17 protein-coding genes are annotated in these 13,923 nt (G+C 68.3%); 8 read left to right on the top strand and 9 right to left on the bottom strand.

Annotated elements, in window-relative coordinates; all coding sequences use genetic code 11:
• Window positions 1–36: 36 nt before the first annotated feature.
• Window positions 37–450 carry an ATP-binding protein gene (locus AB0L53_RS24000; protein ID WP_363997626.1) on the bottom strand — a complete coding sequence of 138 codons (414 nt, stop codon included), beginning with the start codon at window positions 448–450 and terminating at the stop codon, window positions 37–39.
• Between the two features lie 219 nt (window positions 451–669).
• Here AB0L53_RS24000 and AB0L53_RS23995 point away from each other — a divergent pair, with 219 nt between their 5' ends.
• Both AB0L53_RS23995 and AB0L53_RS23990 read left to right on the top strand, forming a co-directional pair.
• Window positions 670–1,431 carry a DUF5753 domain-containing protein gene (locus tag AB0L53_RS23995; protein WP_363997623.1) on the top strand — a complete coding sequence of 254 codons (762 nt, stop codon included), beginning with the start codon at window positions 670–672 and terminating at the stop codon, window positions 1,429–1,431.
• Window positions 1,421–1,630 carry a DUF397 domain-containing protein gene (locus AB0L53_RS23990; protein WP_363997620.1) on the top strand — a complete coding sequence of 70 codons (210 nt, stop codon included), beginning with the start codon at window positions 1,421–1,423 and terminating at the stop codon, window positions 1,628–1,630. Before AB0L53_RS23995 ends, AB0L53_RS23990 begins: the two co-directional genes overlap by 11 nt.
• A gap of 59 nt (window positions 1,631–1,689) precedes the next feature.
• On the opposite strand, the gene AB0L53_RS23985 is transcribed toward AB0L53_RS23990, so the two are convergent.
• Entirely contained in the window at window positions 1,690–2,664 is a 975-nt protein-coding gene (locus AB0L53_RS23985; RefSeq protein WP_363997617.1) for a rhomboid family intramembrane serine protease, read from the bottom strand.
• 84 nt (window positions 2,665–2,748) lie between these two features.
• Between AB0L53_RS23985 and AB0L53_RS23980 the strand changes: the two genes are divergently transcribed.
• On the top strand, window positions 2,749–3,243 hold the full coding sequence (locus AB0L53_RS23980) for a hypothetical protein (protein ID WP_363997760.1): 495 nt from the start codon (window positions 2,749–2,751) through the stop codon (window positions 3,241–3,243).
• Window positions 3,244–3,433: 190 nt separating this feature from the next.
• Here the strand turns inward: AB0L53_RS23980 and AB0L53_RS23975 are convergent, their stop codons facing one another.
• The gene (locus AB0L53_RS23975) at window positions 3,434–4,276 is read right to left on the bottom strand and encodes a helix-turn-helix transcriptional regulator (RefSeq protein WP_363997614.1); all 843 of its coding nucleotides are present in this window, start codon (window positions 4,274–4,276) and stop codon (window positions 3,434–3,436) included.
• 101 nt (window positions 4,277–4,377) lie between these two features.
• Here AB0L53_RS23975 and AB0L53_RS23970 point away from each other — a divergent pair, with 101 nt between their 5' ends.
• Together AB0L53_RS23970 and AB0L53_RS23965 are read left to right on the top strand one after the other, a co-directional pair.
• On the top strand, window positions 4,378–5,073 hold the full coding sequence (locus AB0L53_RS23970) for an SDR family NAD(P)-dependent oxidoreductase (protein WP_363997611.1): 696 nt from the start codon (window positions 4,378–4,380) through the stop codon (window positions 5,071–5,073).
• Between the two features lie 85 nt (window positions 5,074–5,158).
• Entirely contained in the window at window positions 5,159–6,064 is a 906-nt protein-coding gene (locus AB0L53_RS23965) for a hypothetical protein (RefSeq protein WP_363997608.1), read from the top strand.
• Here the strand turns inward: AB0L53_RS23965 and AB0L53_RS23960 are convergent.
• Complete coding sequence (locus AB0L53_RS23960) at window positions 6,061–6,804, bottom strand: NAD(P)H-binding protein (RefSeq protein WP_363997605.1); 744 nt, start codon at window positions 6,802–6,804, stop codon at window positions 6,061–6,063. The two genes, AB0L53_RS23965 and AB0L53_RS23960, sit on opposite strands and share 4 nt — an antisense overlap.
• A gap of 83 nt (window positions 6,805–6,887) precedes the next feature.
• On the opposite strand from AB0L53_RS23960, the gene AB0L53_RS23955 reads away from it, so the two are divergent.
• On the top strand, window positions 6,888–7,361 hold the full coding sequence (locus AB0L53_RS23955; protein WP_363997602.1) for an Rrf2 family transcriptional regulator: 474 nt from the start codon (window positions 6,888–6,890) through the stop codon (window positions 7,359–7,361).
• Window positions 7,362–7,422: 61 nt separating this feature from the next.
• Here the strand turns inward: AB0L53_RS23955 and AB0L53_RS23950 are convergent, their stop codons facing one another.
• Genes AB0L53_RS23950 through AB0L53_RS23935 form a run of 4 tightly spaced genes read right to left on the bottom strand, consistent with a single transcriptional unit; the run spans window position 7,423 to window position 9,354 of the window.
• Window positions 7,423–7,737: a YbaB/EbfC family nucleoid-associated protein gene (locus tag AB0L53_RS23950; protein WP_363997599.1), complete on the bottom strand. Its 315-nt coding sequence runs from the start codon at window positions 7,735–7,737 to the stop codon at window positions 7,423–7,425.
• A gap of 3 nt (window positions 7,738–7,740) precedes the next feature.
• Entirely contained in the window at window positions 7,741–8,139 is a 399-nt protein-coding gene (locus AB0L53_RS23945) for a YbaB/EbfC family nucleoid-associated protein (protein ID WP_363997596.1), read from the bottom strand.
• Entirely contained in the window at window positions 8,136–8,987 is an 852-nt protein-coding gene (locus AB0L53_RS23940; RefSeq protein ID WP_363997593.1) for a hypothetical protein, read from the bottom strand. Before AB0L53_RS23940 ends, AB0L53_RS23945 begins: the two co-directional genes overlap by 4 nt.
• Before the next feature lie 13 nt (window positions 8,988–9,000).
• Window positions 9,001–9,354 (bottom strand): hypothetical protein, encoded by a 354-nt coding sequence (locus AB0L53_RS23935; protein ID WP_363997590.1) that lies wholly within the window; start codon window positions 9,352–9,354, stop codon window positions 9,001–9,003.
• Between the two features lie 385 nt (window positions 9,355–9,739).
• Here AB0L53_RS23935 and AB0L53_RS23930 point away from each other — a divergent pair, with 385 nt between their 5' ends.
• Window positions 9,740–10,516, top strand: coding sequence for a phosphotransferase (locus AB0L53_RS23930; protein ID WP_363997587.1), 777 nt, complete (start codon window positions 9,740–9,742; stop codon window positions 10,514–10,516).
• Between the two features lie 178 nt (window positions 10,517–10,694).
• A complete protein-coding gene (locus AB0L53_RS23925) occupies window positions 10,695–11,486 on the top strand; it encodes a SigB/SigF/SigG family RNA polymerase sigma factor (protein WP_358536262.1) in 792 nt (263 codons plus the stop codon).
• 66 nt (window positions 11,487–11,552) lie between these two features.
• Here the strand turns inward: AB0L53_RS23925 and AB0L53_RS23920 are convergent, their stop codons facing one another.
• Window positions 11,553–13,919 carry a SpoIIE family protein phosphatase gene (locus tag AB0L53_RS23920; protein ID WP_363997584.1) on the bottom strand — a complete coding sequence of 789 codons (2,367 nt, stop codon included), beginning with the start codon at window positions 13,917–13,919 and terminating at the stop codon, window positions 11,553–11,555.
• Window positions 13,920–13,923 lie beyond the last annotated feature (4 nt).

Genomic DNA, 13,923 nt, shown 5'->3' with positions numbered 1-13,923 from the left:
CAGGTAGAGGCACCGTCGTACCGGCCGTGGGGATGTCTATCGAGGCAGCAGCGCCCACACGACGCGTTCGCCAACCGGGCCGCGGTGGGTATCCCACTGGCCGTTGGTGAGGGCGTCCACGACCAGGAGCCCGCGCCCTCCCGTCTCGTTCGGTCGAGGCCGGCGCGCGCGTGGAGTTTCCCCGGAGTTTCCGGGGTCGGTGATGGTCAACCGCCAAAACCCCGATTCGGAGATCAGGTGCATCCGGATCCATATGGCGTTGGCGTGAATGATGGCGTTGGTGAGTAGTTCTGAGGCTATTTCCTGAAGGTCGGGAAGGGTGGGATGGTCCGGGCCCACCCATTCCACGAGTTCTCGGCGGGCCAGTGAGGGAGTCCGGTGGGATACCGTCTCGCCCGTCGTCCATACCTTGACACCTGCGTACGGGGGGTTAGACACAGCTGCTCGCATGGCCACCTCGGAACGTACAGATCTCTTGTGTTTGTGCGGCTACCTGTCCCAAGCATGGCCATGGTCAATGCGGATGTCTTCCGGAATCCCCCTCCAAAAGCTTCACAACCTGTGGTTGTCTTTGTGCGTACGGGTGTACACGCGGCGGAGAAAGGGTGTGATATGTCGGAAGATGGGAATAAAGCTGCGAGAAGCGCCAGCGAGGAATACCGGGCCCGAATGCTGAAGTATCGAACAGCAAAGGATCTCACTCACGCCCGTCTCGCGCCGCTCCTTCCCTGCAGCGAGAGTTTGATAGGCGCGGTTGAGCGAGGCACCCGGCTGCCCACCGAACCGTTCACCCGGCAGCTCGAAAAGGCGTTGGGGCTGCATGGCGAGCTGCTGGAGCTGCTGCCCCCGATTAGAGGCTTAGGTCCGAAGTGGTTCAGGAAATGGCCGGCAGCCGAGCAAGCGGCGCGATTCATCCGGGTCTACGAACTGGCGTTGATCCCTGGGCTCCTCCAGACCGCCGACTACGCCAGGGCGATCTTTCAGGGCGAACCGGGGGCACTACCCGCCGAGGTAGAAGAGGAGGTCAAGGTTCGGCTCCAACGTCAGGCGATCTTGTCTCGGGTCACTCCGCCTGCCCTCTCCGTCATCCTGGATGAGAGCGTCTTGCGGCGGGAGGTCGGCGGACGTGAGGTGATGAGGGCGCAGCTGGCAAATCTGCTTGCTCTGATGGCCCGTCCATGCATTACGGTTCGGGTGATTCCCCTGGCATCAGGGGCTACGGCTGGATTGGTTAGCGCATTCGCGATAGCCGACACTGACGACGGTACGCAGACTGGCTACATCGACAGCGCCGAGAGCGGCGAGGTCACGCACCAGACAGAAATGCTCCGGAAGCTAGGCGAGCGATGGGAGGTGCTGTCCGCTCTTGCGCAACCCATCTACGAGACCGAGAAGATCATTCAGAGGGTGATGGAAAGTCATGACCGATAGGGAGTTGGTCGCCGCTGTCTGGCGAAAGGCAACGGCCAGCGGCGGTAACGGAGGCAACTGTGTCGAGGTCGCCCTCCTGGGCGGTGGGCGTGTGGGAGTGCGGCACAGTCGGCATCCGGAAGGGCCTGTCCTGGTGTACACGCAGGCCGAGTGGGATGCCTTCCGGGATGGGATGTCCAAGGGAGAGTTCGACTTCTAGTCGGACCGGCGGGGCCTGCCCGGTCGGGTGGGCCCCTTGTGGGCACGGCTTGGGCTTCGTCATTGCCTGGCTACTTCACCTGGAAGCCCCCGCACATACGCTTCCACATCGCCTTGATTCAACGAACTACCGCTGGACCAGAACAAGCCGAGGTCGTAGGTTTTCACCGCCACCAAGACAGCGAGCAAAACGAGCATCGCACCCATCGCGGCAAGGTGGTATTTGCGCGGCAGATAAGCCAGAGCGAGCGCGGTCGCGCCACCCACGATGAGCCCACCGAGATGTCCCTCCCAGGAGGTGAACCCGGCCGAGATCACCAGCCAGATCAGGAAGAACATCATGAGCCGACCGCCCCCGAGCGGGTCGTGACCAAGCCGCCGGCTGAAAACGAAGTACGCAGCCGCCAACCCGAAGATCGCTCCCGACGCACCGACCGCTTCCGTGTCGGGGGAGATAAGGTACTCAAAGACCGAACTGCCCAAGGCCGCCAGCAGGTAGAGCCCGACGAAGCGCAGCCTGCCCAGCATCTCCTCGACCGCCCGGCCCAGGGTCCACAACCAGTACAGGTTGAAGACGATGTGCAGGATGCCGAAACCGCCCTCAGTGGGTTGCAGGTGCAGGAAATTGGCCGTGATGAGCCGGTACCACTCGCCGGCGGCCACACCAATGGGCGTTAGGCCGGTGTCGCTCTCGTAAACGTAGTACTGCCCGTCCGCACCCAGCAGTCCGATGCCCAGGCCGTCCAGCCGGTCCACGAGCGAGGGCATGGCGATCTCCCCGGCGTAGGCCAGGACGATGATGACGATCAGAGCGTAGGTGACCACCGGAACGGCGGACACTTTGCCACCGAAGACGGTCCTGGCCTGGCGTACCGACTTGTTGCCCTCACGTACGCATTCGACGCACTGATGACCCACGGCCGCGTCCCGCATACAGTCAGGGCAAATGTAGCGGTCGCAGCGCGTACAGCGGACATAGGTCTCGCTCTTGGAGTGCCTGTAGCAGGTCGGCACCTCGGAAATCTGCTCTTCCACGTCACTCCACACCTTCGACGGTTCCGGCGGAGAGCGAGGGTATCGAATTACCGGTATATGGGCGTTTTATTGATCAAATCGATTGTGATCCGATTCGGCCCCGAGTTCGGCCGTATATCCTCCTTCCGTGGGCATCGCGCCCACCACGACGTACCCATCGTGGTGAGCGGAGCCGGCTTCGACGGCCCGAACAAGAAGCTCATCGGACTTGCCGACGACATCTGGCCGACGGCTATGGGTTGCTCGGTGGCCTCCTGGTCATGGCCGCAGCAGGAATCGGCCTGGTTGACGGGTGTACGTGGTGCGCAACGCCCCCGTCGCGGCGTCCACGAGCACATGCAGGCCGTGGGCAGACCGTCCGGCCGGGTGCCGGTGACAAGCACGTCCCAGGCCAGCGCGGGCACGCCGGCTGCGGCGGTGTCGCCGATTCCCTCGATCACCAGCCGCGGTGACCCGCTCGGCTGGTACGGGAAGCTCTTGGCCGCGATCGCCGCGGCGGCCTGGCTGGAGACCCGGGGTGTGGTGGACAGGGTGCTCAGCGTCGAGAGGGTACGGCTTTCCGGAGTCCGGTCCCCGTGAGTGATGACGTCCCCGCCGAGCACGGGTAATCCCTGGTAGGTGCGGTCAAGGACCGTAATTCGAGATCTTGCCCGCGACCATGACCACGGGTCAAGATCCTTGAGTAGTCGGTCCCGCCGTCCCGGAGGAGGAGGGTGAGGGGAGTGCGGCGACACGCGATCGGACGTTGACGGCCTCCTGGTCCATCCCACTAACCAGGTGTCATGGTCTGGGTGCCGATGGTGCCGAGCAGGGCGAGTTTGGTCTCCGATTCGCTGCCCGGCTGCGCCGTGTAGATCACGATCCGCAGGTCGCCGTGCTGGCTGGCGAGGATGTCGCAGTCCAGGTCGATTCTGCCCACCTCGGGGTGGTCGACGCTCTTGGTTGCCTGGTGGCGGTCGGAGACCAGGTGGGCGTCCCACAGTGTGCGGAAGGAGTCGCTGAGTTCGCGGAGCTGCTGGACGAACGCGTGCAGCCGCGGGTCGTCGGGGTAGCGGGCGGCGGTCCGCCGGAGGTCGGCGACCATCGAGCGCTCGAAGGCCGTCCACTCGTCGGGTGTCATGATGATCCGGTGCGGTTGGCCGGTGTAGGCGCGCCAGAGCATGTGGCGCTCCTCCTCGTCGAGGGCCGATGGGTCGCCCATCAGCGCCGCCCACGGTCGGTTCCAGAGGATGAGTGCCCACATCGCGTCGTACACGGCGATCGGGTGATCATCGAGCCGGTTCAGCAGCCTGCGTACGCTCGCCGGGATCAACTGGCCGATCCGCCCGCTGCCGACCGCGTGGCCGGCCAGCAGGAAGAGATGGGTCTGTTCGGCGTCGTCCAGTTGCAGCGCCCGCGCCAGCGCGGCGCACACCTGCGCCGACGGCGTCGAGGCGCGGCCCTGTTCCAGGCGCACGATGTAGTCGGCCGACACGCCCGCCAGCATCGCGAGCTCCTCGCGCCGCAAGCCCCGCGTGCGCCGCAGCCCATTGGCGGGCAGGCCCGCCTGTCTGGGGAGCAGTCGCTCGCGCCAGACCCGCAGGATCGTCGCCAGTTCGCCGTTGCCGCTCACCCCCTCATCGTCGCACCACCCACCCGCTCGTGCCTGGTACGGGTGTTCCCAGGAAGACCCTTCGCTGGTACGACCTGCGACGACGGTGTGAGGCTGGAGTCATGACAACGACAGTGATCACCGGGGCGAACAAGGGCCTCGGCTTCGAGACCGCCCGCCAGCTCGTCGCAGCGGGCCACACCGTCTACATCGGCGCACGCAACGCGGACAACGCCCGGCGGGCGGCGAAGGAACTGGGCGCGCTGCCACTGCTCATCGACGTCACCGACGAGGCGTCGGTCCAGGCGGCCGCGGAACTCGTGGACAAGGAGCAGGGCGGCCTGGACGTCCTGGTCAACAACGCGGGGATCGCCGGTGGTGCGCCTCCGGCGAGCGAGTTCACCGGGGCGGACATGGAGACCGTCCTGAACACCAATCTCGTGGGCGTCGTCCGGGTGACCCACGCGTTCCTGCCGCTGCTGCGGCGCCGCGGGCATGGGGTCGTGGTCAACGTCGGCAGCGGTCTTGGTTCGTTCGCCCGGGTCCACGACCCCGACCGCATCGAGTCCCACGTGCCCGCCCTGGCCTACACCGCCTCGAAGGCCGCGCTCGCCATGCTGACCGTCCAGTACGCGAGGCTCTGCCCCGAACTGCGGGTCAACGTGGTCGACCCCGGCTACACCGCCACCGATCTCAACGGCTTCAGCGGGACGCAGACCGTCGAGGAGGGCGCGGCCCCGATCGTACGAGCCGCGCTGCTGGGCGCCGACGGGCCCACCGGGGCGTTCTTCGACCCCGCCGGAGTGGCGCCGTGGTAACGCGGCCGCCGCGACCGCATCAGTGCTCAACTACCTGAACCGGTCGGCGGGCGGGTGACGTCTCACCTTTGTGAATCTCCGTCACGTGGCCGTCGTCGTCACCGCGATCTGCGCGGCCACCGTCCTGACCTCATCCTCGGCGAGCAGCCCGCCAACCGTCCTGACGTCATGCCCGCAACAGTGGGGAGGCCGCCACGCCGGTGGCTGGGTGCCTGCCGCCGGGCAGATCGACGGGGTCGGCGACTACCTCGTGCCCGGCAGGCCGGTCACCGCGATGATCTGCGCGTACCCGGGCGATAACACCCGCATGGGCGGCGAGCGGCTGGCCGGAACGCGGACCCTGACCGGCGACGCCGAGGCCATGGCCCGTGACCTCGGCTACCTTCCGGTCAGCACGGAGGAGCGCGATGTCATGTGCACGCTGATGGGCGGCCCGATGACCAACTACCTCATCCGGTTCGCCTACCCCGATGGCGGGGGGCTCTGGGTGGGCAGCGCCGAGGAGGCCAACGGCTGCGTCCGGACCACGAACGGCACGGTCCAATCCCGCTCGTACGTAGGTCGGAGCCTCACCGCCGCCTACCGGACCGGAACATGGCGGCTCGTGCACCCCGACGACCCCTGCCAGATACCCGGCGAGCGCCGGGGCCAGGACGAGCGGATGGTGCCCGACGAGCCCATCTCCGTCCTGGTGTGCAGGCGTGCGACCAGGGCTGATGAGCGGGATCCGCGGCGTGAGCACGACCGCCGGACGGCAGGATCTCTGGCGGAAACGCTGAACGCCCTGAAGGCCGGGGAGAAGGAGATCCTGAACGAGATCAGCTGCAACCCGACCGACTGGTTCGATCTCCTGTTCGGATACGCGGAAGGGCCACCTGTCCGTGTCTCGATCGTGCTGGGCTGTGATCATGGCGTCGACAACGGGTTTCTCAACGCGGCCCTGGACGATGTCCTCCGCGACCAGATCATCCGTCTTGCCCCGCCGGGCTAGCGCTGTTGCGCGAGCCACTCGTCGAAGGTCGTCGGCGCGATGCGGGCGTCCTCACCGGGCAGCAGCGCGTTGCCGGCCGCCGCCGGGTCGAACACCGCCGACCACGTGGGCACGAGCTTCACCGTACGGCCGCGCGCCTCGTTGGTGCGCCGGGCCATGTCCACCAGGTCCTGTGGGTCGGGCCCGGCGACGTCGACGTAACGTCCCCGCGGCTCGCCCACCGCGATCTCGGCGAGGATGTCGGCCACGTCCGCGGGCGCGATCGGCTGTACGAGCAGCGGCGGGATCGTCGCGACGCCGTCCTGCTCGGTCCAGCTTGTCACCAGCGCGGCGAAGTCGTGGAACTGCGTGGCCGGGACGATCGTCCACGGCACCGCTCCCTCGGACACGAGGCGCTCCTGTTCCCGCTTGCCGGCGTAGTGGGCGTTGCCCTCGATGCCATGGATCCCGACGATCGAGAGCAGCACATGGTGACGGACGCCGGCTCGTTCCTCGGCGGCGAGCAGGTTGCGCGTGGCGGTGCCGAAGTACGCCACCGTCTCGGCCTGGTCGGTCGCCGGTCCGTTGGTGGCGTCGATGACCGCCTCGACGCCGGCCAGCGCGTCGTCGAGCCCGTTACCGGTCAACAGGTCGACGCCCAGCGAGCGGCTGATTCGCACGACCTCGTGCCCGCCGCGTTCGAGGGCGGCGACAGTGAGGGCCCCGATGTTCCCGGTCGCACCGGCGATCGCGATCCGCATGATGATCTCTCCTTCTCTGGCTGACGCGCGAAACGCTATCACGGACTAAACAGGTCCATAATGTCTGCGATAGGCTCGGAGACGTGAAGCTGCCGGTGAGTACTGAATGGGTTCTGCACTGCGCTACGACGCTGGCGCAGCTCGACGCAGGAGCCAGCGCGTCGGCGGCACAGCTCGCGCAGTACTACGACCTCCCGGCGCCCTATCTCACCAAGCAGCTGAAGGCGCTTGTCAGGGCCGGCCTGCTGGGCGCGACCACAGGTCCGCGGGGCGGGTTCCGGCTCGCGCTGCCCCCTTCCGAGATTACGCTCCTGCGGATCGTCGAGGCCGTCGACGGCACGTCCCCGCCGTACGAGTGCCGTGAGATCCGCCGGCGAGGACGGGGCGCGCTGCCCGCCGAGGATTGCCGCCGCACCTGCGTCCTCGCCGAGAAGATGGCCGACGCGCACGAGGCGTGGCGAGGCAGCCTTGCCGGGGTCACCCTCGCCGACATCCTTGCCGAGCTGCCCCCTTCGGCGCCGGCCCGCACCCGGCTGCTCCTGGCGGGGACGGCGTAGGCCGCCCCCGCAGGACGGCGAGCTGGCGCAAGATCAACAATCTCAAAGCGCAGGTGAAGGGCTAGGCGATCGTGCCCGAAGCGGCGTGCAAGCTCCCTAGCAGCGCGTCTCTGGAGGCCGCCGCGGCCTCCTCGGCTGTCGTGATCGCCGCGAGGATGGCGGCGGCCAAGCCCGTCGCGTCCAGTCGCCTCCTGCTCCGCGGGGAGATCTCCAACCGCGTGATGGTGCCGAGCGCGTCGGTGACGGCCACAATCCCACCCTCGTCGGCCACGCCGGCGAACTCGGCGGCACTCCACTCCTCCACCCTCGCCTCCGCCTGCTCAGCGGCGGCGATCAACGCCTCCAGCCGCGCCTGCGCCTCCTCCATGTCCTCCATCGCTCACTCTCCTCGCAGCACGTTGCGGATGTGGCCGTCGAGCGGGTCGGCGGCGCCCTCTGCGCCCGCGGTGTCAGGTGCTTGTCCCGTCAGATCCTGGACGACCTGAGTCAGCCGCTCCCCCATCGCGAGGTGGGCCGCGGCGATCGCCTCACAAACGGCCTGGGCGAGCTGGACGTGGTCCAGGCCGCGCAGGCCGCGTGGGTCGATGGACAACCCGCGCAGGCGGCCGGTGCCTGACACCTCGGCGCGGACGACCTCGGACGGGTCGGCGCCCGCCAGCCGTTCCTCCTCCAACTCGCCCAGCGCCCCGGCCAGGGTGCGCGCCCAGCCGTCCGTCTCGCGCAGCAGTCCGTCGACGTCGTCCTGCCGACCCCCGGCGAACGCCTCGACACGCCTCATGAGGCTTCCTTCGACATGGGAACCCAGTAGTTTTCCAGCTGGGTGGGGTCCGAGATCGCAGGAGTGAGGTGGAGATCGCGTGCCCCCAGCGCCGGGTTGCCGGACCGGTAGAAGGCGCCCCTCAGATCGTTGAGCTTGAGTTCCAGCTTGTTGAGGGCGCCCTCGTAGGAGTTGTACACGTCGGCGAACTGCTTGACCAGATTTCCTGCCGCGCTCATGAACAGGCCGACCTGGGTCATCAGGGCGACCCTCCCCACCGGGTGTGCGCTCATGGCGGCGACGGTGCGCAGTATGGGGGCCGAAGTGGCGTAGAGCCCGAACACCGACAGGTCGTACTCCAGTACCTCTTTGTACTGGCCGTGCATGGCGCCGCTCATCTCGTCAGTGATCTTGCCAAGCTGGCCGTACAAGCCGTTGACGTTAAATCGGACGTACTGCTGGAGCGTATCCCTCGCTTGACCCTTCCAGTTGGGGGAGATGTCATCAAAAAAGGCACGCCACAAGTCGGACCGGCTGCCTTCCAGCAGTCCGGCCATGCTCTTCCACTGCTCACGCCGATCGTAGAACAGGAACGGGTTGCCCAGGTTGAGGGTGGCCGCCACGTCCAGCGCGAGCGCGGCGACGCCGAGCCCCGAAACAGCCATCGCGGCCCTGTTGGACTGGCGCAGCGGATTCAGCTCCGTGATCAGCCGCTTGTAGAAGCCGGGGTCGGTGCGCGGCTTGGGAGCGACTGTGACGGTCCGCTGTACGGTGCCGCCGGCGTTGGAGACATAGAGCTGCTGATTGGCCACAGGGGTGGTGCTGCCCGGCACGATCAGCTTCGGCGGTTCTCCAGACGGAGTCGACATCGCGAATCTCTCCTCACTCGGCGGTGCTGGCCCGCGCGGCGGCGACGTAGTTGTCCGCGGCTTTGTCAATCTTGCCGCTGTCGGTGCGCAGCACTTCGGAGAGGATGCCCGCGCTGTCCCGCCAGGTGTCGGCGATGGTGTTCAACCGGTCGACGAACATCAGCCCGACAATGGGCACTCCGGCCATGGGGACCAGATTCCAGCCCTCGAAGCGAGGAGTCCACTGCTTGACGGTGTCCACGCCGGTGGCCGAGTCGTCCATGGTGCTGGCGAACTTCCGCACGTACCCCGCGTCGGTCTCGTAGCCTTTCGCGGGGCCGTCGGTGTCCTCGAGCAGTGGCGCGGACTTGGCCAGTGAGGCCTGCACCGGTTGCGCGCGTAGACGCGACGGGAGGCACAGGGGCGGCGGGCACGCGGGGATGTGCGGGCACGGGCTTACCAGCGACGGCGAGGGGCCGGGCGTCCGGAACGCCGACGAGCCCGGGGAGGTGGTCGGCGAAAGGTTACCGGGCGGTTGACTGGCCATGGATAAAGGTTTATCGGACGACACGGGACATTTTTACCACGATCATGTTAAATGACCGCGCGAGCCCCCGTTTCCGCAGGGTGGGGGGTTTCTGTCGGTAGTGATCTCTATGGCCCCTGCCATGACGAGCTGGGATGAGATACGCGGACCAGTTGACCAGGCTCGTCCCCGGCCAGGCAGGAAAACCAGGTGCGGCGACCGGCGGGCCGGGGGTAGAAACGGCGTCATGGACGAGCAGCCCCTGCCGGGTGGCAGGCATGTCGGCGGAGTGCGCATCGGCGATACCGTCCATCGGCCCGCCAACCCGTGGACGCGCACCGTCCACACCGTGCTGGCCCATCTGGAGGCGGCCGGGTTCGAGGGGGCGCCGCGGGTCCTCGGGTTCGACGAGCGAGGGCGCGAGGTGCTGACCTACCTCCAGGGCGACACGATCGGAGAGCAGGCTCTCTGGCCCGCCTGGCCCTGGTCGGACAGCGCGCTCAAGCAGGTCGGGGCCTGGATGCGGCGGCTGCACGACGCGACGGCGACGTTCGTGCCCGAGCCGGACGCGGTCTGGTTCACCGGGCGTCCCTGGCGGCCGGGGCTGGTCATCGGGCACCACGACGCCTCTCCTTACAACGCGGTGTGGCAGGAGGACGACCTGGTCGGGTTCGTCGACTGGGACACGGCCGGGCCGTCCTCGCGGGAGCGCGATCTGGCCTACAGCGCGTTGACGTGGGTTCCGCTGCACGCTCGGCGGGTCGTCACGGAGCAGGGGTTCACGGCGTTCGAGGATCGGTCCCGGCGGCTGCACCTGCTGCTCGACGCCTACGGCTATGAGGGCGACCGTACGGCGTTCCGCTCTGAGGTGGTCGACCGGGCGCGGATGAACGCCGAGGTCATCCGCCGGCTCGCCGAGGGTGGTGAGCCGGTCTACCAGGCGCTGTTGCCGTTCGCCGCGAACCTCGAACAGGCCGTGGTCGAGATCGAGGCGCTACCAGAGGCCTTCTGGGAGCGCGGCTGAGGGATCGCCCGCGGGATGCGTGACCTTTTTGTGATCCCGCGGGCGTGACATCTCCGGAAAATAGGAGATAATGAAAGCGAAGTCCAGCAGAGGGCTTCGTCTCGTGTTATCGAGGCGTGTCTCTGTCTGGGCTTTTGTCTTTGGACGGGACCGCCTGCAGTAGATATGAGGAGCAGGAATGACCGTCCAGCAGGCTCACGCTCAGCCTCAGGCACTCGTGCTCAGCGAGATGACCGCCGAACAACTCCTGGTCGAAATGGTCAAGCCGGAGACCTCCGAGCTCGACAAGGTACGGATCCGCGAGCGTCTCGTAGCAATGCACGAGTGGCTGGCCAACGACATCACCCGCCGCTACCGCTACCGCGGCGAACCCATCGAAGACCTGCGCCAGGCCGCCTACGTCGGCCTCATGAAGGCGATCAACGGCTTCGACGCCGAGCTCGGCCACGACTTCAGGGGCTACGCCGTCGTCACCATGACCGGCGAGGTCAAGCGCCACTTCCGGGACCGTACCTGGGCCATCCGGGTGCCGCGCGTCTACCAGGAGCGTCGCTCCGAGCTCAACAAGCTCGTCTCCGACCTCAGCCAGACCCTCGGGCGCGCCCCCACGGTCGCCGAACTGGCCGAGAAGATGAAGATCTCCCAGGAGGACGTGCTGCTCACGATGGACGCCTCGGCGGCCTACAGCACGCTCTCGCTCGACGCCCCGACGGGTGTCGACGACGACTCCGCGTCCCTCGGCGACGTCATCCCCGAACACGACGAATCGCTCGATTCCCTGGTCGACAAGCACGCCGTCAAGCCGCTCATCGACGCGCTGCCCGTACGGGAGAAGAAGATCCTGTTGCTGCGCTTCTACGGCAACATGACGCAGGCCGAGATCGCCGCGGAGTTCGGGATCTCGCAGATGCACGTCTCGCGCATCCTGCGCAAGGTCCTCGACGACCTGCGCAAGGGCCTGTCGGACTGAGGTCCCCGGTCACGCCGCTTCGGCCGACGCTACACCGCGCCGGCCGAAGCGGCGTCACCACAGGCGTCACTGCAACTCGACACCGATCAGGCACGTGTCGTCGTCGGTGTCGGAGTTGCAGTGCGTCAGCAGGTGGTCCAGCCGCAGGTCGAGGGACCGAGCCGGCTGCCCGGCGATGACCAGCAGGTGGTTCTGGGCGTGCTGCAGGGCGCGGTCCCGGCGTTCGATGAGCCCGTCCGTGTACATCATCAGGGTGTCGCCGGCTTCGAGCTGCAGCTGCCCCTCCTCGTACGCCGCCTCCGACACCGCGCCGAGCAGCAGCCCCTGGACCATCGGCAGCTCCGACGCGTTCGTCCCCCGGACCAGGAGCGGCGGCAGATGTCCGGCGCGGGCCCAGCGCAGGACCTTGGTCCGCGGGTCGTACAGGCCGCAGATCGCGGTCGCGGTCACGCTGTCGGTGAGGTGGTGGGCGACGAGGTTGAGCCAGGTCAGCAGCTGGCCGGGCCCCGCGCCGGTGGCGGCCAGGCCGCGCAGGGCGTTGCGCAGCACGACCATGCCCGTGGCCGCCTGGATGCCGTGTCCGGCCACGTCGCCGACGGACAGGAGCACGTGCTTGGACGGCAGTACGACGGCGTCATACCAGTCGCCGCCGACCAGGTGTTCCTCCTGGGCGGGGCGGTAGCGGACGGCGATCCGCAGCCCGAAGGCGTCCGTCGTGTCGTGCGTCGGCGGCATGATGGCCCGCTGCAGCTGCAGGGCCAGGCGGTTGCGCTCGGCTGTCTGCTGCTCGCTGTGGGCGAGCTGGTCGCGGGTCGCGGCGAGCGCCACCTCGGTCCAGTGCTGAGATGAAATGTCCTGATAGGCACCGCGTACGGCCAGCAACCGGTCGTCGGCCCCGAAAACCGGCTCCGCCACCACGCGGATGTGCCGGGCGATTCCGTCGGGCCGCTGGAGCCGGAACGCCGTCGAAGCCGAGCGCCGATGGTGCAGCACGGTGCGCAGGAACCGGCCGATGCCGGTCTCGTCGTCGGGATGGGCGTGCTCGCGCAGCCGTTCGAGGGGGATCGGCTCGTCGCCGGGAGACAGGCCGTACAGGGCGAAGAGCTGGTCGTTCCAGGTGACCCGGCCGGTGAGCGCGTTCTCCTCGAAGCCGCCGATGCGGCCCAGACGCTGGGCGTGCTGCAGGATGCCGGCCAGCCGCGCCCGTTCGTCCTGCGGCCGCCAGATGAGCAGCACGCAGTCGCCGTGGCGCGTGGCGCTGACGCCGGCCTCGGTGCTCAGCCGAACCTGGTCCACCAGGGTGTCGAGGGTCATACGGTCGGTGCGGAACGGCTCGCCGGTCGCGTGTACATGCTCGACCTTGGCGAACAGCCCGCCGTCCGTGGCCGCCAGCGGGTACGCCTCCAGCAGTAGCGCCCCGGTCACCCGGTGGCGCGGGCGCCCGGCCGGGTCGGCGAACCGGCCGTTGGCGTGCACGATGCGGAAATCGGTCAGCCTGCCGTCACTGTCGAGATGCGGACAGAGCACCAGAGCGGGATCGTGCAGTCCGTCGGCCAGATCGACGAGCTCGGAGAAGACCGGATTGGGCGACGCGGGCCCGCCCGGCGCGAACGCGTCGAGAGTATGGGCGCACAGGTCCGCCAGCGCCTCGATCTGCCGCTCGATCTGCGGCGGCTGCGGCTCCAGGTCGTGCGGCCAGCCGATCTCCAGAACGCCCAGGATGCGGCCGCCCGTACCGGCGGGCACCGTCACCCGCCCGCCCTCGGCCGCCTGCCGGTGCCCGATGGTGGGCAGACCGGCCTCGCGCAGGGCCGGGAACCAGACGGTCCGGCGCTCCGTGAGAGCCTGGCGAGCCGGGGTGGCCACGCCCGGAGGGACGTACCGCCACCGCATGGCCTCCTCGGCGCTGAGCCCCGCGTAACCGGCCAGGCTGAGCGAGGCGTCGGGACCGGCGGCCCACACCGCGACCGTCGTCGCGCCGAGCGGCGCCAGCGCGTGCTCCAGGAGCGACTCGGCGACCGCCTGGGTGTCGGTCGCGTCGAGCGCGCCGCTCTCGGCGGCGCGCAGCCGCAGGGAGACGGAGTGGCGCGCACGGTGGTGGTCCGCCGCCGCCAAGCGCAGGAACTCACCGGCCGTCTCACTGATGCGGTCCTGCGCCGCCTGGTCGATGATGACCGAGGCCAGCTCCAGCTGCGACATCCCGGCCTGCTCGGCGAGCGTGGTGAGCTGGCGGGCGGCGTGGGCGGGGCCGCAGCGCAGCCGCTCGACCAGGACGCCCTTGGCCAGCTCGATCAGGGCCCGCCCGTCGGCGGCCAGGTGGGCGTCCTGGATCTCCTTGCGCAGCCGTTCGATCGTGGCGGCCAGCCGCCCGACGTTCGCGTCATCGGCCGAAGCCTCCGCATGGGCGGCGCCAGGCTGCTGTGCTGGTTGCAACGTG

The sequence above is a fragment of the Nonomuraea sp. NPDC052129 genome (assembly GCF_040680095.1).
In the GTDB taxonomy this organism is placed as follows: domain Bacteria; phylum Actinomycetota; class Actinomycetes; order Streptosporangiales; family Streptosporangiaceae; genus Nonomuraea.
Note: the sequence above shows the minus strand (reverse complement) of the source record. Positions and strands in the feature narration are given on the sequence as shown.